The following is a 21,823-nucleotide window of genomic DNA, read 5'->3' on the forward strand; positions in this document are numbered from 1 at the left end:
GAAGAGACTGAAGAAGTTCATTCAGTCTCTTGTGGGCTTAATATGTTATTGTTGTTTTTTAGCTGCTATTGAAGCTTTCAACGCTGCAAGCTCATCGTCGACAACACTACCGCCGCCTAGCTTATCCAATTCGTCGTCCAAGCTGCGATTGGAGGAGCGAAGCTCTCCGCTTGCTTGTGCTTCGGCTTCCATTTGAAGCACCTTTTCCGACATCCGATCAAAGCCTTTAGCTGCGTTATCTGTACCGAAGCCTGACATTGCTTGGTTGATTGTTTTTTGGGCTTTTGCTGATTCTGCTCTAGCAATCAACAAATCTTTCTTATTCTTCATTTTGTTGAATTCGTCTTTCATTTCATTCAACTGATTGCGAAGCTGATCTGCGTTTGTTTTGGAAATAGCATGTTGCTTGCTCATCTCATCGAAACGAATTTGGTGCTCTTTCTTATCTTCAAGCGCGCGGCGAGCCAAATCTTCATTGCCTTGCTCCAATGCTTTGACTGCTTGCTCTTGACGTTTTGTCACCATTTCTTGTGCTTCTTCAACTTGCATCTTGAATTTCTTCTCGACTGCGATTTGCTTCGCTACAGCTGATTCGGCTTCCATGATGTCCTCTTCCATATCACGCAGGAATTGGTTTAACATTTTCACTGGATCCTCTGCTTTATCCAATAAATCATTAATTGACGCTGCCGTTAAATCACGTAATCTCTTAAAAATACCCATTTCGTTTTTTCCTCCTCAGATTGGTATAACTTATGAATATTGATACGATTCATTATCCCCCAAGGTTTCAATATTTGCAAAAGAAATTTATTTACGCAGTAGCAACACCATGCTTGGTCTTCACATAAACCATAGACCAATACGATAATTCAGGTAAAACAAAGCGAATATACCTGCCATTGTAATCATCTCTTGTAACCCAATTGTAATCCAGTGCCTTAGCCTGAATCGAGTTTCCATCCGGTGTCGCCCAGTAAACCCCTTCGATTTCTTCCAGCATTTCAATAGTAACTTCTATTTTATCAAGATAAGCAGGTGCTTGCTTTTTGCCTTGATGCCACACATCATTATCTAAGCCAATCAGGTTAATTGCATGCAAAATCAAGTATCCTGGCTTTTCCTTGACGATCGTCCACACGCTGTTCACATGTTGATTGGGCGAGAATATAATGTCATCTTTGTGAAATGAAATCTCTGTATTTATCCCGCCTGAGAAGGTCAAAGAGATATCCTCGAGCTGGAAATCATAGAGTAAATGACGGTACATCACGATAAAATCATAGTAAAACGTTAAAGTTTGTTTGAATCTATCAGAAACGAATCCATATTTAGGATAATACCCTTCAGTCAACACATTCTCCTGTTCCCCTAGCAAGAGATGATACCCGCCGCTTGCGAATATAGTCGCCATAACTAACGTTGCACCAAACTCTGCTTCAGCCAATGGAGCTGCTCGTTCTGGATGAAAAGCAGGTAAATAAGCAGCAAGCACGACCTGCTTCCCCGATAATTCCCTGGCGCGATCAATCAGCTGTTTAAGATCTCGAAGATAGGTCATCGGATCCCAGACTTCGATATATATGATGTCTTGAAGCGCATTTGCCGTTGTATGAACCGGATAATTGCTGACGTTATTAAAAATCAATCCAGCAACCGGATATCTCGGAGCAATCACCTCACGTGTTCGATTAATAAATGCGGGATACAGCTGCTTGAGCGCAACAACTTCTTTCTTGCCATTAAGCGTACGAATTGCTTTTTTTGGCATTCCATATTGATCCAAATGAAGACCATCAAAACCTAGCTCCAGTACCTTTAGAAATTCCGCAATAATATGTGGGGTCCAAGCGGAGTCCGTAGAAATATCCATGATATAGAAAAAGCTGCCTAATGAGTAAGGCACTCCATCATTTCGATATAAAACCTGGTCTGGGAATTTAGCCGCATAATCTGCTAAGCTTGCATACACTGCGGCATAAGCCATTGAGGCGATTCCGTGCTCGCGTAGGCCTGCAATCTTTTCACGCACGACCTGAAGCGAAATTTCACGTCCCAATGGATCCGTAAAATCATCCACCTCTGGTACCAATTGATCATGCCGATACATCCAATCATAAAACTGTACAATATTGATATGATGCTTATTTAGAAACTCAACATCTGTGTTATCCGCCGCTTCTCCAGGTTTAAAATCACTGAGAAATCCATATCTAGGCGCCTCGTGCCAATGCTCCGCTATATCAAATGCTGTCTCGGCTTCCAGCTTTATGTTATCACCGTTGGTAACTTTAACGAATACGCCATATGCACCTGAGCCCGTTGAAATAGTCGGAATCTCTATACCTGTAATCCCAACTCGTATTTCTCCTTCACCACTCAAAATTAACTGCTCCAGATCATATAAGCACCATTGGTAACGTGCTATTTCCTCTAGCTTTGAGTGCAAATATAAAACAATCTCTTCGTTAGGTTTGTATTGAGCTTTACTCGGAATGAGTTGAATTAAATGTTGCTTGGTCATGGTTTTATCCATCCTTATCCTAATTTTCTATCCTTTAACACTGCCATCTGACTGATTGGGATTAACAAATTGCTTTTGGAACACTGCGAAAATCACCATGATTGGGATCAATGCTATGATCGACGCAGCGAAGAATAACCCATATGAAGTCGCATACTGCCCCCGAAACAATTGAAGCGCAATGGGCAGCGTGCGTAGTGATTCTGTTTTCAACAACGTAAGTGCTACTGTGAATTCATCCCATGTACCTGAGAATGACAAAATCGCCCATGTACCTAATGCGGGAAGCGATAAAGGAATATAAATCGAACGAAATATGGTAAAACGTCCGCCACCGTCTATAACGATCGATTCCTCAAGCTCTACAGGAATTCTTTCAAAAAAACCACGTATAAAAAATGTCCCACCTACCACACCGGATCCTACGTAAAGTAAAATTAATCCTGCATGTGTATCAACAAGCCCTAATGCTTTAATGATAGTGAATTGCGGGATAATATTAAGCAGCGACGGGAGAATCATCGTAAAAATAAACGCCTTGAACAGCAACTCCTTAAGTGGAAAAGTAAATCGGGCAAAAGCATAAGCTGTTGAGGCTGCTAATGATATGGCTAAGACCACCGTAATTAACGTTATAAATATGCTGTTGAAAAAATACTGTTGAAAATGGTTCTTGGACCAGGCGAGGGAATAATTATTGAAGCTTTTTGCATCAAATATCAGCTTATGTGGTGAAGGGATGCTGTAATTATCCGTCGTAAGCGAAGTGAAAAACATATAAACAAACGGTCCTATAACAACAAAAATTCCCGCAATCAACAGCAAATAGATTAGCGTATTTTTAATTTTTTTCATAACACACCTCTTATCTGTTAAGTAGCTTAGAATTCAATCCGCTCTTTGCCGAATTTACGCTGCTGACTGAAGGTCAGGATGAAAATAATCACCGCAATAACTACACTTACCGCTGAACCATATCCAAAATGGAAAAACGTAAAGGCATGCTTAAACATGTAGGTATTAACGACCTCTGTAGTACCCAGCGGCCCCCCGCTAGTGAGAAAATAAACCTGGAGAAATGCCGTAAATGCCCCAATAATTAAATTGATTAGAACGAACGCGGTCATCGGTTTCATTAAGGGCAAGGTAATATGAATAAACATTCGTATCCCTTTTGCACCGTCTATTTCGGCTGCCTCGTAGAGTGAACGCGGAATCGACATCAATGCAGCCAAATACATTACCATCACCCAGCCGACACCCTTCCAGACACTTAATGTCCAAATGGCTATATTAGCTGTCCAGCTATTTTGCAGCCAAGCAATGGGTTCAGCTATTAGATGAAGCACATCTACCAGTAGGTAATTAATAATGCCGTCAGAGCCGTCAGAGAATAAATATTTAAACAAATAGGAAACTACAATCCACGAGGATATCGCAGGGATGTAATAAACCAAACGAAAGAATATTTTGCCGCGGATAAACTTCAAATTAATTGCCATGGCTACTATTATTCCAAAAAACCATTGTCCTGGCACCGTAACCGCTACCATCAAAAATGTATTTCGCAAGGATAAATAGAACTTGGAATCATGCAAAAGCTTGCTATAATTATCTAGTCCAATAAACAGACTTTCTTTGGGCTGCAAAACCTTGTAATCAAAAAAACTCATATAAATCCCTTTAATCATTGGATAGAACACAAAAACTGATGTACAAATTAATCCTAGAAGTAAATAGGGAGCAACCTCGATATATTGTTTTATAGCTTTTGGCATTGGGACACCTCTTTCTTTAAAAAAACGAGCTCCGTAAGTTGATCTTACGAAGCTCGAATTAATACCGTTCCTAGTATGAGCTTTTAATTTGTTGTAGCTAATATCGCATCGATTTCTTTTGCTGCTTTATCCAAAGCTTCCTTGGCTGTGCTTTTTTTACGCAATACACTCTCAAAGCTGGTGCCGATTAGTTCGCTGATTTCATTCCATCTTGGCGTAGGTGTTCTTGCAAAAGCGGTTGCCATTTCGTCTACATAAGCCTGTAAATAATAAACATCCTTCAATTTTTCTGATTTCGCTGCATTGGTATTGGTTGGTATCGCACCTGTCTTAAGTGTCATCAAGGTTTGAACTTCTTCCGACAACATGTACTGAGAGAATGTCCATGCTTCATTAGGATGCTTAGCATCTTTAAAAATCACCAGATCCTGGCCGCCTATAATTGAATGGCTTTGACCATCTGGTCCTTTTGGGATTGTAGCTGCGATCATAGTGTCCTTCACTGCATCACCTAGGATACTGAAAAACCAAGGTCCATCGGTAATCATCATATAATTTGCCGCTACACCTTTATCTCCACGTAAACCTTCCCATGTACCAGGTGCTCCACCAAGAATCGGAGGTGCTAATAGCTTATCCGCATTCCATGAAACGATAGTTTCCAATGCCTTGATGCTTTCAGGGCTGTTGATAAATCCTGTAGCTGTTGCGAATTTATCGTCTGTATATTTTCCACCTAAAGTCCAGAAAAATGCTGAGATGTCCCACGTATTCGCTCCACCAATTGTAATGCCATAATACTTGCCTTTGGCTTTGAGATTCTTCGCTAAGGTAACAAGCTCATCCATCGTTTTCGGTGGTTCTGTTGCTCCGGCCAATTTCAATAGCTCTTTATTGTAAATGGCTACTCTCGTATTGGTATCAAGCGGTACGCCGTAATATTTGCCATTGAATAGGTTAGTATCCATCGGTGCCTTAAAGGAGTTGGCTACAACTTGATCAAAGCCAGGAAAACCTTCGACTGTCTGCAAGGCGCCTTCCTTAGCAAAACGTGAGATCCAAGTATTGTCCATTCGCATAAGATCAGGAACGGCGCCGCCCGCTGCTGCAGTAAGTACCTGTGCATCGAGATTTTCTGTTGGCATCCGAATTGCATTGACTTTAATTGTAGGATTTAATTTCTCAAAAGCAGGAAGCACATCTTCTTTAAGCACCTTTTCTTCGCCTTCACCAAAAGCATGCCAGAAATCAATCGTTACATTCTCAAGCGGTTTAGCTGTTGGTGCTGTTGTTTCGGCTGCTGCCGTACTAGGAGCAATTGTTACCTTCTCTGTTGCTTCCGCTACCGGTGCTGCTGATGTGCTAGCCGTTGGTTCTGATTTGCTGCATGCCGTTAAGAAAACGCTTGCAACCAAGGATATAATCAAAGTCTTCGCTGCAGTTTTGAATAGTACTTTCATTTCTGTTCCCCCTTAAAGTTTTGGTCTACATGCTTTACTTTACTGGAAAAACGACGGATATATGGATACCCTAAAATTCCGTTTTGGTATCGTTTGTTAAGGGATTCGCTTAGTTAATTTCTTAGAGCTATATATAGTCCGCTTTATTCCGTTTAACATGAAAAAAAGACACCTTAGCGCTTTAATCGCTAATAGTGCCTTGATAAGCTATTAAGCTATATTTTTTATTGGTTCAACAGCATAGCGTCAATTTTGAGTACGGCTTCATCAATTGCCGCTTTTATTGGCTGTTCGTTGGTGAGAATGCGTTCCATCATTCGCGTATACACTTTGTCCATATCATCCCAAACGGAAACAGGCGGGCGAGGTAAGGCATTATTCAACTGCTCCAAATAAGGGGTAAACATCGGATTATTATTCACTACATCTTTAATGGTTGGAATCAATCCGGTTTCTGCTAAGATTTTCTGCGGTTGCTCCGTCATCATCCATTTCATGAATGTCCATGCTTGCTCTCGCTGCTTCGAATCCTTGAACATAATCAAGTTCTCCCCGCCAATGATCGAGGTTCCAGCTCTCACGCCACTAGGGAACTTAGCAATAATAGTGTCTTTGAGCAGATCTTTGTTATCCCCTGTTGAATTAACTATATGAAACCAATGAGCTTCATCAATCATCAGTAGCTTTCCTTTGAGAACACCGTCCCAATTGCCAGGCTCCCCACGTAATATGGAGGGTCCAATAATTCGCTGATCATACCACATCTTTAAGGTTGTAATAGCTCTAATACTTGCTTCACTATTCAAATATCCATCCGTCTTTGTGAACTTATCATCCGTCAGATTTCCGCCCAGGGTCCAGAAATAAGGTAATGTTCCCCAGCCTTCTGTACAGCAAATCCCAATCCCATAAACATCGGAATGCTTGGTTTGCAAATATTTCACTGCTTGGATCAGTTCATCAAAGGTTGAAGGTGGCTCGGATAAGCCCGCTTCCTTCAGCAGCTTAAGATTGTACACGGCAGCTTTAGTTGTTGCGTTAACAGGCAATCCATAGTATTTGCCATGGTATTCATTAGTGCTCAGCAAAAACCCAATAAAACGCTCTTTGAGCTGGTTAAAGTCTTCCAATTCAGATAGCTCAGCAAGCACTCCGTATTTAGCTAATTCCGGCACCCATTTAATATCTATCCGCATGACGTCTGGTTGTTTGTTATCCGCAACGGAAGCAAGAATATTATTCTTTAATTGATCTGTATAGTCTAACCGTGTCGCATGAATTTTAATATTTGGATATTCCTGCTCAAAAAGCGGTAAAATATGCTCTTCAAAAACCTTGGTTTCAATGTCGCTATAGGTATGCCAAAACTCAATCGTATCGCGTTGATCCACGTCTTCACTGGAAGGAGGGTTATTATCGGAAACAAGCGAGCTATTAGTGCATGAGACAAGCAGCAGAATCGACAAAAGCATAATCATGGATTTAAACAAGTTCATATTTCCGCCTCCACTTTAAGCTCTCGTTGACTTTGTCGGTACTCAGCAGGCGTGCACTTTACTTCACGTTTGAAAAGCTTTAAAAAGTGTTTGGAGCTATTAAATCCTGATTGACTGCCAATATCATAGACCTTGAGGTTAGTTTGACGAAGCATTTGCATAGCATTATTAATCCGCAGTTGAATTACAAAATCAATAAAGTTCAGATTGGACACTTTTTTAAACTGCTCACTGAAATAATTTCGACTCATGTGTACATGATCTGCGGCACTCTGCAGTGTCAATTCAGAACGATAATTTTCTTGAATATAGGACATTGCAAGTTGAATAGCATGAGCGCTATTCGAATCTTCATTCAAAATCGAGATTTTATTGGATTCCCAAATTTCCTTAAATTCTTTATTCATATAGGAGATAAGCTTTTGCAAAGTATCGATTAGAATGATTTCTTGGAGTTTATCCAATATTCCATTAATTTTGTCATTGGTTTTTAAATTCATATTTCGCGACCAAATGATCGTAATTAGACTTTTAGCTTGCAAAATAACTTCATTTGCAGAGAACAATTTGGAATCCCAGGCTGCATATAGTGCTCTAAGTGCATTCTCGCTTTCGTCAAAAATAGCCGCGGCATATGCTTTTGAAAATCTCTCTTTTATTTCTAGCCAGACTAGATCAGCATCTTCACTTTTTGGGATTATGTAATGAGAACTTATTTTACCGAGATAGCATTTATTCCTACCGTCGAAAAAAGCTTGGTCTAGTGCATGACTCGCCCATTTATAAGCTGCTGTTATCGCTTCGATACTATGTATGGATTCACTGATACCTACTGTAAAAGCTGCCTTTTCTTGCTTTTGCATATACTGCTGTGCCTTTTCCAATTGCTGATTAATGCTTCCGTTGTTATAACCCGTTACTAAGACTAATTGCTGCTCGCTCGTAATAAACCCTATGCTTTCTGTAAATCCGGACAATAAATAGCTTTTAGCTTTTTCTAACTGAATCAGCTTCTCTAAACCACCAGCTTGTGCGCTAGTTTCAACAGCTTCCAGCTTCCAAACAGAAACTACCAATGGTTCCTTTAACCAAACTGGTACAACGCTAAATTGTACTACTTCGCCTTGCAGCAGTTTTTTTATTCCATTTTCTAGATCATTGTTCTTGGTTGTCATGGATTTCTGGACACGAACAGCACTTTCATCCAATTTCATCTTACAGACCTGTAAAATGCGCAATAAATCAGCTGGCTCCATGGTAGGCTTCAACAAATAATCAACCACAACACCTAATTGAACAGCTTCCCTCGCATATTCAAAATCACTGTAGCTGCTGACCAAAATTACTTTAATATCTGGGTATAGACTCTTAACTCTACGGGTTAGCTCAAGACCATCCATTACCGGCATTTTAATATCCGTAATCAGAATATCTACCTCTTGCTGTTGAATTAATTGCAGCGCTGCTTCCCCGTTAGCAGCCTCACCAATTAATTCTAAACCCTCTTGCGCCCAAGAAATGCACGAGGTCAAGCCATAACGTATCATAGGCTCATCATCCACAACAAATACTTTATATGTCATTTTTATCCCCCCTTAGGTTCAATTCCAAGCGAATAACGGTACCAATACCTAGCTCGCTTTCAATGAAAACACCACTCGCCTTGCCATAGTAAAGCTGAATCGTTTCATGTACATGGTTTAATCCAATTCCAAACATGCCAGCTCTCTGCTCTGATGAGGTACGCAATAGTCCCGATATATGCTCTGGATTAATACCTAGACCATTATCCTTGATCCAAATCAGCAAGGTCGTCTCACTCTCAGTTGATAACTCCATGGAGATATCAATTCTCCCCCCTTGTTCTTGCGGGGCAATTCCATGAAATACAGCATTCTCAACGATAGGCTGGAGCAGCATTCGCGGGATTTCAAGATCCAATAAGCTTTCATCTACATTTGCAAATAAATGGATGTTATCTCCATACCTAAATTGCTGAATGACCATGTATTTGTCCAGTAAGCCCAGCTCATCTCGAATCGAACTGAAAACACCGCTTTTTTCCATACTAGCTTCCATCAGCTGAACCAAGGAAGCGATCCCGTTATAGGCTTCATCATATTTTTGATACAACACCATCCAACGAATAGTCGAAAGCGTATTAAACAGAAAATGCGGGTTGATTTGATATCTTAGTGCTCTCATTTCGGCTTCGCGTTTTTTTGCTTCTTCTTCGTTAACCTGACCTATTAACAGTTCAATATGACCAACCATCTGATTGAATCGGCGGCTTAGCTGACCAATTTCATCCTGTGATCTTACATCTGTCCTTGCTTTCAAGTCACTTTTCCCGATTTGCGACATTTGATTCATTAATTCTTTTAGCGGCGATGTTATTCTACGTGAAAAAAGCACGCCAATGACAAGCGCCGCAGCTAATAGCAGGCTTGAATACATCCATATTTTGAGTTGGATTTTTTGGATCCCCTCCAATACCTCTTGAATAGGTACTGTTCCAAGGATCGTCCAATCATTTTTCATATTCCGGGTGACGATATATTGATCAACATGATCCAGCTTCATCTCAAATTCATTTTCGATATTACGATTGGCAATAATCCACTTACCGAGCTCTGAATCAGCTAAGCTTTGGTTCCATTGCTCGCTAACCTCGGATATCATGATCTCGCCTCGATTGTTAACAATCGTAAATTTGCCCGTTTTACCTAAGCGAATCCGTTGAATAGCATCCAAAATCAGCTTCCCATCCATATTAATTACAATGACACCTAACACTTCCCGTGTTTCTAAGTTACGCAGCGGTTTAATTAAAGTCAGCACTAGCTCGGTATTCTCACCGCCCCCACTGAATGGATCGTAGTGGAGCGGCAGCCATAAATCATCCACCTTGCCATTTACCACATCGTTATACCAATCATGTTCCTTCAGCGTATAGCGCATCATTTTGGATTCATTAAACATACCGCTTCCCCAACTGTTCCCCTGCTCTTTAAGCAAGTAAATACTGCGAACAAAGGAGCTTGTGTACATCACATTATTCAAAATTTCATCTACAGAATCTTTGATATCCGTTTTTTGGTCGACAGATAGATTGCCTTTGGTTTCTGATATTATCACTTGCTGGATACGCGTATCATGAAAAATTTGCTGCCCCACGTCCGTACCTACAGTTAGAATCAAAGATAAATAGTCAGCTGACTGTTTAGCCGCTTGTTTAGTGGAAGCCCTTACATTTTCGCTTATTATGTCTGAAGTGGAGCCATAGTAGAAATAACTAATGACTCCTATGGTGAATAGGAGCAGAGGGACAATTAAGAGCACAAGTTTAGTAGATAAATGGTTTAAAAATAATCTTGTAATAAAATGTCTCATCCTACCACACTTTCAGCAATATGATGAACTGCGAATTTATTTAAGCTCCACTACTGTGACTCCATTACCGCCTTCACCATAGTTGCCTAGACGATAGCTTTTCACATTGCGATGCTTGCGCATATAATCCTGAATCCCGGATCTCAATACACCTGTACCCTTACCATGAATAATATAGACCTGACTTAAATTGGCTAGAAAAGACTCGTCCAGAAAACGATCGACTTCAATAATCGAATCGTCCAAATTAGCCCCACGTAAATCGAGCTCTGAACGTGTATGCTCATCTCGAGTCCGTTTCACGCCTGTCACTACATGCTGAACAGTCTTCTTGGACGCTGTACCACCACCTAAGGTGTCTAGATCAGCTAATGCTACTTTCATTTTCATCATACCTAACTGAACAACTGCTTCTGTTCCGCTAACGATCTCAACAATTTGGCCTCTTTGACCGATGCTTGAAACAATCACATCGTCACCTGCTTGAAGCGCCTTTGGTTTCTTCGCTTGCTGTGTGGAACGATTCTTATCCTTCAGCTTAGGCACGGCTTCATCCAAACGTCGCTTCGCTTCGATAAGCACATGCTCCTTGACTGAGCTGCGTTCTTCCATTGCCAGCTTGCGCAAATCTGCGATGATTTGGTCCGCTTCGACTCTTGCCTTAGCAACCGCTTGAGCCGCATCTTTCTCTGCTTGCTCCATGAGCTTGGCGCGCTCTAGTTCAAACTTGACTTGCTCCTGCTCCAGCTTTCTAACCAGCTGTTCACCATCACGACGCAGCTGCTCAGCGATATGTCGTTCCGACTCTGCTACAAGCCTGTTCTCCTCCAGCGTCGCAATCATCGTTTCTACACGTTGGTCCTCTTCGTTAACCTGCCCGCGGGCATGATCGATGATCGTCTTGTCGAGACCGAGTCGCTCCGCAATCGCAAAGGCATTGCTGCGCCCAGGCACTCCAACCAATAAGCGGTAGGTGGGACTTAACGTTTGAATATCAAATTCCATACTGGCATTAATGATTCCGCTGCGCTCATAAGCGTATGCTTTAAGCTCACTATAATGGGTCGTAGCAATCATCCGGCTTCCCTTGCGATGGATATCTTCTAATATAGAGATCGCCAAAGCTGATCCTTCTGCTGGATCCGTTCCCGCACCGACTTCGTCTAGCAGCACCAAGCTTTTAGGCGTCATGTCGCGTAGGATATTAATAATATTAGTCATATGACTGGAAAATGTACTTAAGTTTTGTTCGATACTTTGCTCATCGCCTATATCCGCATAAATCGCGTCGAATACACAAAGCTGACTTCCTTCCTCAGCAGGCACGAATAAACCAGACATCGCCATCAAACTTAGTAAACCTACCGTTTTCAAAGAAACGGTTTTACCACCTGTATTAGGTCCTGTTACGATAATTGTCGAATAGTGATTGCCAATTTCCAAATCAAGCGGGACAACCGATTTATGTGGAATAAGGGGATGTCTGCCTTTACGCAGCTTAAGAAAGCCACGATCGTTCATAATGGGCAGCACTGCCTTCATCTCACGTGCTATCCCTGCTTTGGCAAACATGAAATCCAGCTCAGCCAGTACTATAAGATTAATTTTCATCGGTTCTGCTACTTCAGCTACCTGTGCCGTGAGCATTTGCAATATTTTCTCAATTTCTCGTTCTTCTTTGAGCTTGAGCTCGCGTAATTTATTATTAAGCACGACTACAGATTCAGGCTCGATGAATAAGGTAGCCCCTGATGCGGACTGATCATGAATAATCCCACCAAAATGACCCCGATATTCTTGTTTAACAGGAATAACATAACGGTCATTGCGCATAGTAAGAATACTATCCTGCAGCATTTTTTGAATGGATGGGGTTCGAATCATTTGATCCAGCTTTTCACGAGCCCGTGACTCCCCATTACGCAGTTCTTGACGAATCTTACTTAACTCTGAGCTTGCGCTATCCAAAACAGCTGCATTATCGTCAATACAATAACGAATAGCTTCTTCAACTGCCTTAGTTTCGGTCAATTCATTGCCAAGCTTGGCCAATAAGGGAATCGGATGATCCTCATGGACATTAAGAATAAACCGCTGTAATCTGCGGGCTCCACTCATCGTATTCGCAATATCAAGCAGCTCAGTGGGATTAAGTGTCCCGGCAATTTCTGATCGACGTATGGATGCATGAACATCACGGATTCCACCAAACGGTGCTGATCCTTTTAACCGAATGACATGTGCGGCCTCATCGGTCGCTTGCAAACGTTGCTTAACTTCCGTAAGCTCTGGACTTGGCTCTAGCTTCTCAACCCAAGCCTTCCCTAACGAAGTAGCCGCATAGCCAGAAAGTGTATGTAAAATCTTACCGTATTCTAAAGTTTTAATAATCTTAGTATTCACGAATTCATCCCTCCAACGATAATGCCACTGCAGCTCAATAATGACGATCTACTTTAGCATAACCATTATATCCAAATCCCCAGCTTTCCGCCATTCGAGAAAATCATTTTAATTAAAATTTCCTTGGGATCACCTCCCTTGAATGGTTATAATTCTGTTGGAAATACTATATTAAGTAATATATCTAGAAAAGGAGGTTTCTTCGATGCATATTCTTGGTGCCATAGTTAGGTTCATCATATCCGCTATAGTTTTAATGATTGTAGGATGGATTGTGCCTAATTTCTCAGTCGGCGGCTTTTGGAGTGCTTTATTCTTGGCAATTGCCATAGCCGTAATCGGGTGGATTATTGAAGGGATTTTCGGCAAAAATGTATCCCCTTTCGGCAGGGGAATTGTCGGATTTCTCGTAAGTGCATTCGTCATTTGGTTGGCTCAGTTCATCGTAGGTGGTGTGGACGTTACCATGATCGGTGCCATAATCGCTGCGTTGGTGATCGGGATTATCGATTTATTCGTCCCCATCAGCGTATTTAAAGACAACGATCATCGTAAACGCACCGTAAAGTAAGTTATCTTCAAAATAACCATGGCCTTGGCTGCCGCCTTAACCGGCGGTTTTTTTCTGTTCACAAATTGTCATTTTCACAGTAATCAACTAAAGATTCATTAGTTTGTCACTGCAAATATTAATAGTTAGGAGTATGATAATTGAGTAGTTAAATTAATTATTAAAAGGGAGTTTATAACCATGAAGAAATTATTAAGTTTACTCTTAGTCCTAACCTTAGTGTTTGCATTATCCGCTTGCGGAAGTAAGAAGGACGATGCAGCAGACGCCATAGTAGATCCTGCAGAAGCAGTTGGTACAACAGAAGCCTCAACAGAGCTTATATTCAAAGCAAGTAAGGAAACCTTTAAATTCGATAAAGAAGAATACACGATTAAAAAAGGTGAAACGATCAAATTGACTTTGGTCAATGAATCCGGAACTCATGCACTGAGAATCGATAAACTTAAAGTTAATTTGAAAGAAGGCAAAATGAGCCAGATCATTACACCTGATGAAGCTGGGACTTATACGATCAGCTGCAGCTTCCCTTGTGGTGGCGGCCATATGAACATGAAAGCAAAGTTAATTGTAGTTTAAAGCTTTAGAAAAATAGCCACCTCTGAAATTCAGAGATGGCTGTTTTTTTATTTATTATAGATCTAAATTACTTATGTAGGGTCAATTTTTTGCATTCTTAAGCCGATTAATTTCAAATTCATGCTGAGTGGTTTTTTGTGAGAGCAAACGAAAATCGTGCTGGATATTAACAATGTCCTTCTTCATGTTCTCCATTTCATTCTGTTTGCTAATAACCGTTCCAACCATAGTAACTAGTTGAGTCACGATATTTTCAATTTGCATAATTGAATTATCAATTTTATTAAAGCGTGCATTGTTGCTCTTATCTGTTTCATTGAAACGAGCATTAAACTTTTTATCTGACTCATCGAATAGAGCATTAAACTTTTTCTCAGATTCATCGAATCGGGTATTAAATTTTTTCTCTGATTCATCGAATCGAGCATTAGTTCTTTTATCTGATTCATCGAATCGAGCATTAGTTCCTTTCTGTAATTCATCCATTTTTTATAAAATTGCAGTTTGGCCTTTTGACAATTCATCTAGTTTAGCTAAAATTTCTTGCATCCCGATCACACTCCTTAGAATTTTATTGTACCATATTCTGATCAGTTTGAAACCATCAATAGAAGAATCAAAAGATAATCTCAATAACCATATTATAGCATAATTAGTGAATTGTACAAACGCATGTTCGATTTTTATGATTCTGAGCGAAGGGGATAACTGTCAAAAGCGACTGACTTTATATCCTTCAATATATACTTAGAGCTTCGTTCTATTTTGAATTTTTGGTGAATTATGGTATGGTAAGCTTTATTTTCATTAGGAAGGCGAGGAAGCATGTTTACACTACAGAACACAAGTCGGTCAACCAAACTCACGCTTTTTATTATTATGGCTTTTGTATTTATTATTAGCTTGGGTATTGTGCTTTATTATGGAGATCATTTCTTATTAGGGACTTATGAAAAATTAAATAATGATGATGTTAAATATGTGAACAGCGCAAGACTCTTAATCAATGAGCATGTGCTTGCTTATAACAGCGGTCATAAACCTTCGACTTTTATTATGCCAGGAGTACCTTTAATTGTCTCCGGTTTAATGCTGATCTTCGGACAGCATGACGGTGGAGTTATTGCTTATCGCATCGTCAACGTGATACTGCAGACAGGCTCTATCTATTTATTGTTCTGTCTAGGCCGTTACGTGTTTAACAGCCGTGTCGCCTTAATTGCTTGTGTCCTAAGCGCGCTCTACTTACCCGATTATTTCTCTTCCGGTGTTGTATTGTCCGAGTCTTGGTTTAAACCGATTTTTATGCTCCTGATTTGTTTTACGCTTGTTGCATTAGACAAAAAGCAGCTGCGTTATTATTTTATCGTCGCTTTATTGCTGACCTTCGCTTGTTATTTCAAGCCGCAAACCATTTTATTCTCGGTAGTGATTGCTTTTATTTGGCTCCTTAGGAAATATACTTGGCGTCAGATGATTACTTATACACTGGTGATCGCTGTTACTTTCTGTATCTTGATGTCTCCATGGTGGATTCGCAATTATGTTACCTTCGGTCACTGGGTGACGTTCACGGAATCTGCTGGCAATCCGTTATTGCAGGGTGCTTTCATTAATGGCAATCCTCCGTCAGCTGGATTTTACGAAAAATACCCGCAATATACGAGCAAAACCTTATTCCAAGGCGGCGATAAGAATCAAGTTATCACTGCAAAAAGAATTATGTTATATGGTTTGTACTATGAGCCGGTTGCCTATTTAAAATGGTATCTAATTGAAAAACCAAAATCGCTCTATAAATGGCCTTATTATTGGAAGGATATTTTTGGTGTCACTAAGGCTGCAATGGATAAAATTCAATACTATTTAGCAATTGTTGGGGCATTGGGGATTGTGCTCAGTTTGATAAAAAGACAGGGTAAAACACTGCTCGTATTACTTTCTTTTACTTATTTTACATTAGTCTATTTCCCATTCGTTACCTTCTCACGCTACGGATATCCCAATGTTTTCATTCTCATCCTTTTTATCGCTTATCTGCTGTACTTTGTTTATCAACTATTACCTGGCAGAAAGGTGACAGCTGATGTTTAGTATGCTGGAAGAAAGCCGGAGGACAAAGCTTTGGTTGGCGATAATGATGGCCTTTGTATTTGTTGCAAGCTTAAGCATTGTACTTTTTTACGGGGATCACTTTTTACTGGGGACTTATGAGAAGCTGAATAATGATGATGTCAAGTACGTCAACAGCGCCAAAATATTGCTCAATTACCATACACTTGCCTACAACAGCGGAACGAAGCCTACTGCATTCATCATGCCAGGTGTTCCGCTAATCCTCTCGGGTCTAATGCTGATTTTTGGGCAAAACGATACCGCTGTTATGGCCTATCGCGTTCTCCAAGCCACTCTACAGTCAGGCTCTATTTTCTTGTTGTTCGTGCTTGCACGTTACGTGCTTAACAGCCGAATTGCCATGATTGTTTGTGCGATCAGTTGTTTTTACTTGCCCGATTATTTTACAGCAGGAGTGATCCTCTCAGAGGCATGGTTTAAAACAATTTTCATGCTGCTGCTAACTTTTACGATAGTTGCCATTGAAAAACGTCAGCTTCGCTACTACATTATTGTCGCTGTTTTTTTAGCAATGGCTTGTTATTTTAAACCGCAAGCGGTGCTTTATCCAATCGTTTTTGCAATACCTTGGTTCATGCACAAATATTCTTGGAAGCAAATGATTAGCTTTACGATGGTGATTATTGTAACCTTTTGTCTACTTTTAACGCCATGGTGGGTGAGGAATTATGAGAGCTTCGGCAAGTGGATTCCGTTTACTAATTCAGCGGGAAGCCCCTTTTTGCAGGGTGCTCTAATATTTGATAAACTGCCATCCGATGGATTTTTTGTCCAATACCCTCAATATACGCCAAAAAATATACTTCTCGGTTCCGAAGAAGCCAAAGTTGTAACCGCAAAGCGGATCCTTTATTATGGCTTGACTCATGAACCTTTGAAATATCTCGCTTGGCATACTGTAATTAAAACAGCTTTATTGTATATTGCTCCATTTTACTGGAAGCCTATTTTGGGTATCCATTATCCAGTTATGATTACTTTTCAGATCATCATGTTTTTTATGGCTATTATGGGTATCGTGCTAAGCTTTATTCAGAAAAAAGCGAAAAAGCTAGTCATTCTGCTCGCTTTCTCCTATTTCACGCTAATTTATTTGCCGTTTGTTACCTTTGACCGATATGGGTATCCCAATCACTTTATTCTGCTTATTTTTGCAGCTTTTTGCGGTGAAAGACTTTTTTCAAATTATAAAACAAGAAGAAATCTGCATCAATCACTAAGGCAAGCGCGTGGAGAAGCATAAATAAAACGTTCGAAACGCGCCATGACATGGAATTTTTGCTCCGGATAATGCTCATACAAGTAATCGACAAAATAACCCGGCTTCTCCGAATTTGCAGCAAAAACATCATAATGTAATGGGATAACAGTATCAAAGCCAACTGCAAAGGCTAATTCTCCCGCTTCACGATAATTCATGTTTCCAACTAACCCTTTAGCATTACGGAATGCATCTCGACCATTTATAGGCAGCATGCCCAGATCGATAGCTTCTGCTTTCAGGAGCTCGATCATTCCTGGATAAATGGTTGTATCTCCTGCGTGATAAAGTGTTACCCCATTTAATTCGATAATATAACCAACATAACGATGTCCTAGCTCAGGATGTTCTTCCAGCTGTTCATGAGCCGCTGGAATGGGCTTGATTCTCAAATCCCCTTGGCCCCACCATTCTCCTGTGCGAGCATCGATAATTTGCTGCGTGTTTATCCCTAAATCTATGAGCTTGTTTCTGCAAAAAGCAGGCGCTAGATATGTCGTTTGTGGACTTTCCTGACTCATGATGCTTAGTGTCCCCGGATCCAAATGATCCTCATGTTCATGAGTAATTAGACAAAACTCGGCATTCGTTATATCCAGGGGTGAGAATGGAGCAGGGAATGCGCGAACGGCCCCGAATTGAACCTCCAAATAATCAGAGACAAAAGGATCTACATAAACAATGGTATCCCCTCCCTTGATTACCACACTTTCTTGTCCTAAAAACCAAATGGCTAGCATACCTGGTGGAACTACCGTACGATTCATTTCTACAATTAAACTGCTGCCTGAGCGACCTGTTTTCATATTCAACTCCATTTTTCATAACCTCCTTTTTGTAGTTCACGCTGTTTATATAAGAGACTGTAGACATATTAATGGGGTTAATCTCATTAGCTGAGACAACCCCATTATTAATTTAAATTTCTAATTATTACTATCTAACTCGGATCCTCTTTCTCCATAACTAGCTGGATCCATTCGTTATACTCTTTTTTCAGCTTCTCATATTCAACGGTAAGCTTTTTATGCTCCTGAACCAGATCCTGATCATCCGATTGCTGGTTTGAATATCGTGCTCTTTCTTGCTCGAGTTCATTCCTTAGCTCTGCATTCTCTTCTTGCAATCTTTGCTGCTCTGCAAGCTCCGAAGAGGTAAGCTGCTGTTGATGCTCCTCTGAAGCTTCACGTTGTCGAATTTGCTCGTTTTTCGCTTGGATTAACTGTTGCTCTACATTGTGCAAATATTCTTGCTGAGCCTGGTGCTGCTGCTGTGCAGCTTGCAGCTCCATTTGTAGGCCTTGCAATGCCATTTGCTGCTGAACACTTTGTTCGTCTGCGTTTAATTGTTTTTCCTGCCAGCTCTTATTCACTTGCTCAAGCTCGGCAAATTGTTGAACGGATTTGCGATATTTTTCTTCTAAATCTATGCTTTTCTGACCCTCACCCTGCAATTGCTCCATTTCCTTGCGCAGCTTAAAAAACTCATCTGCGATATTAACAGAAGCTAAGACAGCTATTTTAGAGGATTCTAGTTGTGGAAGTGCATTGGAAATGTGATACATTTGATCGTTAACATGTGAAGCAACCATTTTCATATAACTGACACTGGATCTGCCAACCAATTTATAGTTGGTTCCAAATATATCAACGGTTATTCGTGTTTTTTCTTCGGCACTCATACAGGATCCTCTCCTTTTGTCCGCGTAATTGCTACTATATTCGCTAAGTAGAGTCGTTTATCCTGCTACTTTCTCAATTCTGCTGCAAAAGAATGTTCTAAAGCCTCAACAACCTGACTATGCACGGCAACTACTTCCTCATCTGTTAGCGTATGCTCGGCGTGTCTATAGACTAAGGAGAGGGCTACACTCTTCTTACCCTGACCTAAACGCTCACCCGTAAAGATGTCGAATACCTGTATAGATTCCAACAATGCACCCGCAATTTCTTTAACTTTAGCCTGTAATTTTCCGACAGCAATTTCTGTAGAAACGACAACAGCAATATCACGGCTAATCGCAGGATAGCGGGGAAGGCTGATATACTGGATCGTTGAACTAACATATTTACTTAAAGTATCCAATTCCAATTCCATAATATAAGTGTCATCCAAGTCATGTGCTCGTTGCAAATCTGGGTGCAGCTGACCTAAAGTTCCCAGACTGATAGATCCATCTGGTGTTTGGATAATAATCTCAGCTGTTCTGCCTGGGTGAAAACCATGTGGAGCTGAGGCAACAAACTCAATTCCCTCTAAGCCAAAATAACCGCTGACTTTTTCGAAGATCCCCTTCAAATCATAGAAATCTACCTTTGTAGATTTACTGGACCAATTTTTAGACTTAACATTGCCTGTCATAAGAATCGAGAGTAATAATCGCTCTTCTGGCAGCTTTGTTAATTGCTTTTCTGCTGTCAAGAATACTTTACCTATTTCAAAAATAGCAATATCAGAGGTACTCCGATTACGATTATATACAGCGGTATCCAATAAATGCGGGATTAGGCTAGTACGTAATGTGCTGCGTTCCTCACTCATTGGCAAGGCCAGAGCTACTGGAGCTGATGCCGAGTATTTCCCCGGAAATTGTTGAATTTGATCCGGATGAGTAAAGGTATAATTGATTACTTCGAATAATCCATTTTGGGTAAGAGCTTGACGTAATATTCGACGAATTGACTGCTCTTTGGTTAATGATCCTGGAGTCGTAACCCCATTCATTAGGGTAGTTGGGATATGATCATACCCATATAAACGGGCAATTTCTTCGATCAAATCTACATCGCGAGTAATATCACCACGACGGCTAGGCACATGCACAAGTACATCCTCTTCACCTTGCTGGCTGAAGGAAAAATGCAAGCGTTGCAGAATCGATTGCACCGTTTCTAAAGATAAAGCTGTGCCTAAATAACGATTCACTTTGGTTAAATTAAGCTCTATTTGCAAGGGTTCAGCTTGTGTCTGGACTGACTCAACAATCCCTTCAGCGATGCGTCCACCAGTCAGCTGAGCGATCAGCGATGCTGCACGATCTAATGCAGCGATCACGTTCTCAGCATTGACCTCTTTTTCGAAGCGAAGGCTTGACTCTGAGCGTAGCCCTAGCTGGCGTGACGTTTTGCGAACGGAGCTGCCGGCAAATTTGGCAGATTCCAATACAATACGTACAGTCGATGCAGTCACTTGAGAACTGGCGCCGCCCATCACTCCAGCAATTGCCACAGGCTTAGTTCCGTCCGTGATTAGCAGCATGTGCGGCTCTAGCGTGCGTTCGACATCGTCCAAAGTGACGATAACTTCTCCAGCACGCGCTAGACGTACATCGATGCTGCCATTGTCGAGAGCATCTGCGTCAAATGCGTGGAGCGGCTGGCCATACTCCAGCATGACATAGTTGGTTACATCGACAATGTTGTTAATCGGACGAACACCAGCCGCCATGAGGCGATTCTGCAGCCATAGCGGCGATGGAGCGGCTTGCACGCCTTCGATGAGGCGTGCCGAATAATGCGCGCATTGCTCCGGCGCGCTAATGCTGACGCGGATGCGATCTGCCGCCTTCGTTCCCGAAGGAGCGGCTCCTGCTTCCGCACTGCCCAAACCAACGCTCGGCAGCTTTACCTCGCGGCCAAGAATCGCGGCGATTTCATACGCCGCTCCAATCATGCTTAAGCAATCCGAGCGATTCGGTGTCAAGTCGAGCTCGATCACTTCATCATTGATTGCCAGCACTTCCAAGACACTTGCCCCGACCTGCGTATGCGGAGGCAATACCAATATTCCCTCCTGAATTTCCTTCGGCAGCAGTCGGTCATTCAAACCAAGCTCCTTCGCCGAGCATATCATGCCCTGCGATTCAACCCCGCGGAGCTTAGCCCGCTTGATATGCAGTCCGTCAGGCAGGTTTGCGCCAACCAGCGCAACAGGAACCTTCTGGCCAGCAGTTACATTGGGCGCACCGCAAACAATTTGCAGATTTTCGCTTTGCCCAACATCTATTGTACAGACACTAAGTTTATCCGCATCCGGGTGCTTTTCGCGTGAGACCACATACCCCACTACTACACTATCTACACCTTTATTACGGTTTTCAACCACATCGACTTCAATCCCGCTGCGATTTAATTTTTCCGCCAATTCCGAAGCGGTATATCCAGTCAAATCTACATATTCAGATAACCATTGATATGAAACCTTCATTTTAGTCGCTCTCCTC

The 21,823-nt window shown here is 41.3% G+C and carries 17 protein-coding genes; 4 read left to right on the top strand and 13 right to left on the bottom strand.

Annotated features, from left to right (window positions below; all coding sequences use genetic code 11):
* Positions 1-45 precede the first annotated feature (45 nt).
* From EHS13_RS25400 to EHS13_RS25440, 9 genes are all read right to left on the bottom strand, one after another.
* Positions 46-723 (bottom strand): PspA/IM30 family protein, encoded by a 678-nt coding sequence (locus EHS13_RS25400; protein ID WP_155703064.1) that lies wholly within the window; start codon positions 721-723, stop codon positions 46-48.
* A gap of 91 nt (positions 724-814) precedes the next feature.
* Complete coding sequence (locus EHS13_RS25405; RefSeq protein ID WP_162463250.1) at positions 815-2,524, bottom strand: glycoside hydrolase family 66 protein; 1,710 nt, start codon at positions 2,522-2,524, stop codon at positions 815-817.
* 27 nt (positions 2,525-2,551) lie between these two features.
* Positions 2,552-3,379, bottom strand: a complete 828-nt coding sequence (locus EHS13_RS25410) for a carbohydrate ABC transporter permease (RefSeq protein WP_155703066.1) — start codon at positions 3,377-3,379, stop codon at positions 2,552-2,554.
* A 26-nt stretch (positions 3,380-3,405) separates the two neighbouring features.
* Positions 3,406-4,302, bottom strand: a complete 897-nt coding sequence (locus EHS13_RS25415; RefSeq protein ID WP_155703067.1) for a carbohydrate ABC transporter permease — start codon at positions 4,300-4,302, stop codon at positions 3,406-3,408.
* Positions 4,303-4,385: 83 nt separating this feature from the next.
* Positions 4,386-5,762 (bottom strand): extracellular solute-binding protein, encoded by a 1,377-nt coding sequence (locus tag EHS13_RS25420; protein ID WP_155703068.1) that lies wholly within the window; start codon positions 5,760-5,762, stop codon positions 4,386-4,388.
* Positions 5,763-5,986: 224 nt separating this feature from the next.
* On the bottom strand, positions 5,987-7,258 hold the full coding sequence (locus tag EHS13_RS25425; RefSeq protein WP_155703069.1) for an extracellular solute-binding protein: 1,272 nt from the start codon (positions 7,256-7,258) through the stop codon (positions 5,987-5,989).
* Entirely contained in the window at positions 7,255-8,841 is a 1,587-nt protein-coding gene (locus tag EHS13_RS25430) for a response regulator transcription factor (protein WP_155703070.1), read from the bottom strand. The genes EHS13_RS25425 and EHS13_RS25430 overlap by 4 nt, the downstream gene beginning before the upstream one ends.
* A complete protein-coding gene (locus EHS13_RS25435) occupies positions 8,831-10,651 on the bottom strand; it encodes a cache domain-containing sensor histidine kinase (protein WP_155703071.1) in 1,821 nt (606 codons plus the stop codon). Before EHS13_RS25435 ends, EHS13_RS25430 begins: the two co-directional genes overlap by 11 nt.
* A gap of 36 nt (positions 10,652-10,687) precedes the next feature.
* Positions 10,688-13,054, bottom strand: coding sequence for an endonuclease MutS2 (locus tag EHS13_RS25440; RefSeq protein WP_155703072.1), 2,367 nt, complete (start codon positions 13,052-13,054; stop codon positions 10,688-10,690).
* A gap of 205 nt (positions 13,055-13,259) precedes the next feature.
* Here EHS13_RS25440 and EHS13_RS25445 point away from each other — a divergent pair, with 205 nt between their 5' ends.
* Together EHS13_RS25445 and EHS13_RS25450 are read left to right on the top strand one after the other, a co-directional pair.
* Positions 13,260-13,625, top strand: coding sequence for a phage holin family protein (locus EHS13_RS25445; protein WP_155703073.1), 366 nt, complete (start codon positions 13,260-13,262; stop codon positions 13,623-13,625).
* A 180-nt stretch (positions 13,626-13,805) separates the two neighbouring features.
* Positions 13,806-14,204, top strand: coding sequence for a cupredoxin domain-containing protein (locus EHS13_RS25450; protein ID WP_155703074.1), 399 nt, complete (start codon positions 13,806-13,808; stop codon positions 14,202-14,204).
* A gap of 81 nt (positions 14,205-14,285) precedes the next feature.
* Here the strand turns inward: EHS13_RS25450 and EHS13_RS25455 are convergent, their stop codons facing one another.
* Positions 14,286-14,690, bottom strand: coding sequence for a hypothetical protein (locus EHS13_RS25455; protein ID WP_155703075.1), 405 nt, complete (start codon positions 14,688-14,690; stop codon positions 14,286-14,288).
* Between the two features lie 339 nt (positions 14,691-15,029).
* Between EHS13_RS25455 and EHS13_RS25460 the strand changes: the two genes are divergently transcribed.
* Both EHS13_RS25460 and EHS13_RS25465 read left to right on the top strand, forming a co-directional pair.
* Positions 15,030-16,298: an ArnT family glycosyltransferase gene (locus EHS13_RS25460; RefSeq protein ID WP_155703076.1), complete on the top strand. Its 1,269-nt coding sequence runs from the start codon at positions 15,030-15,032 to the stop codon at positions 16,296-16,298.
* Positions 16,291-17,583 (top strand): glycosyltransferase family 39 protein, encoded by a 1,293-nt coding sequence (locus tag EHS13_RS25465; RefSeq protein WP_155703077.1) that lies wholly within the window; start codon positions 16,291-16,293, stop codon positions 17,581-17,583. Before EHS13_RS25460 ends, EHS13_RS25465 begins: the two co-directional genes overlap by 8 nt.
* Here EHS13_RS25465 and EHS13_RS25470 read toward each other — a convergent pair.
* From EHS13_RS25470 to pheT, 3 genes are all read right to left on the bottom strand, one after another.
* Positions 17,550-18,419, bottom strand: coding sequence for an MBL fold metallo-hydrolase (locus tag EHS13_RS25470; RefSeq protein ID WP_155703078.1), 870 nt, complete (start codon positions 18,417-18,419; stop codon positions 17,550-17,552). The genes EHS13_RS25465 and EHS13_RS25470 overlap by 34 nt on opposite strands.
* A gap of 122 nt (positions 18,420-18,541) precedes the next feature.
* Entirely contained in the window at positions 18,542-19,282 is a 741-nt protein-coding gene (gene zapA / locus EHS13_RS25475) for a cell division protein ZapA (RefSeq protein ID WP_155703079.1), read from the bottom strand.
* A gap of 65 nt (positions 19,283-19,347) precedes the next feature.
* The gene (gene pheT, locus EHS13_RS25480) at positions 19,348-21,807 is read right to left on the bottom strand and encodes a phenylalanine--tRNA ligase subunit beta (RefSeq protein ID WP_155703080.1); all 2,460 of its coding nucleotides are present in this window, start codon (positions 21,805-21,807) and stop codon (positions 19,348-19,350) included.
* Positions 21,808-21,823 lie beyond the last annotated feature (16 nt).

The organism is Paenibacillus psychroresistens, assembly GCF_009728935.1.
Taxonomy (GTDB): domain Bacteria; phylum Bacillota; class Bacilli; order Paenibacillales; family NBRC-103111; genus Paenibacillus_AC; species Paenibacillus_AC psychroresistens.

Coding starts and splice junctions, on each gene's coding strand:
- EHS13_RS25400 (WP_155703064.1), bottom strand. CDS start 723: ATGGGTATTTTTAAGAGATTACGTGATTTAACGGCAGCGTCAATTAAT.
- EHS13_RS25405 (WP_162463250.1), bottom strand. CDS start 2,524: ATGACCAAGCAACATTTAATTCAACTCATTCCGAGTAAAGCTCAATAC.
- EHS13_RS25410 (WP_155703066.1), bottom strand. CDS start 3,379: ATGAAAAAAATTAAAAATACGCTAATCTATTTGCTGTTGATTGCGGGA.
- EHS13_RS25415 (WP_155703067.1), bottom strand. CDS start 4,302: ATGCCAAAAGCTATAAAACAATATATCGAGGTTGCTCCCTATTTACTT.
- EHS13_RS25420 (WP_155703068.1), bottom strand. CDS start 5,762: ATGAAAGTACTATTCAAAACTGCAGCGAAGACTTTGATTATATCCTTG.
- EHS13_RS25425 (WP_155703069.1), bottom strand. CDS start 7,258: ATGAACTTGTTTAAATCCATGATTATGCTTTTGTCGATTCTGCTGCTT.
- EHS13_RS25430 (WP_155703070.1), bottom strand. CDS start 8,841: ATGACATATAAAGTATTTGTTGTGGATGATGAGCCTATGATACGTTAT.
- EHS13_RS25435 (WP_155703071.1), bottom strand. CDS start 10,651: ATGAGACATTTTATTACAAGATTATTTTTAAACCATTTATCTACTAAA.
- EHS13_RS25445 (WP_155703073.1), top strand. CDS start 13,260: ATGCATATTCTTGGTGCCATAGTTAGGTTCATCATATCCGCTATAGTT.
- EHS13_RS25450 (WP_155703074.1), top strand. CDS start 13,806: ATGAAGAAATTATTAAGTTTACTCTTAGTCCTAACCTTAGTGTTTGCA.
- EHS13_RS25455 (WP_155703075.1), bottom strand. CDS start 14,690: ATGGATGAATTACAGAAAGGAACTAATGCTCGATTCGATGAATCAGAT.
- EHS13_RS25460 (WP_155703076.1), top strand. CDS start 15,030: ATGTTTACACTACAGAACACAAGTCGGTCAACCAAACTCACGCTTTTT.
- EHS13_RS25465 (WP_155703077.1), top strand. CDS start 16,291: ATGTTTAGTATGCTGGAAGAAAGCCGGAGGACAAAGCTTTGGTTGGCG.
- EHS13_RS25470 (WP_155703078.1), bottom strand. CDS start 18,419: ATGGAGTTGAATATGAAAACAGGTCGCTCAGGCAGCAGTTTAATTGTA.
- zapA (WP_155703079.1), bottom strand. CDS start 19,282: ATGAGTGCCGAAGAAAAAACACGAATAACCGTTGATATATTTGGAACC.
- pheT (WP_155703080.1), bottom strand. CDS start 21,807: ATGAAGGTTTCATATCAATGGTTATCTGAATATGTAGATTTGACTGGA.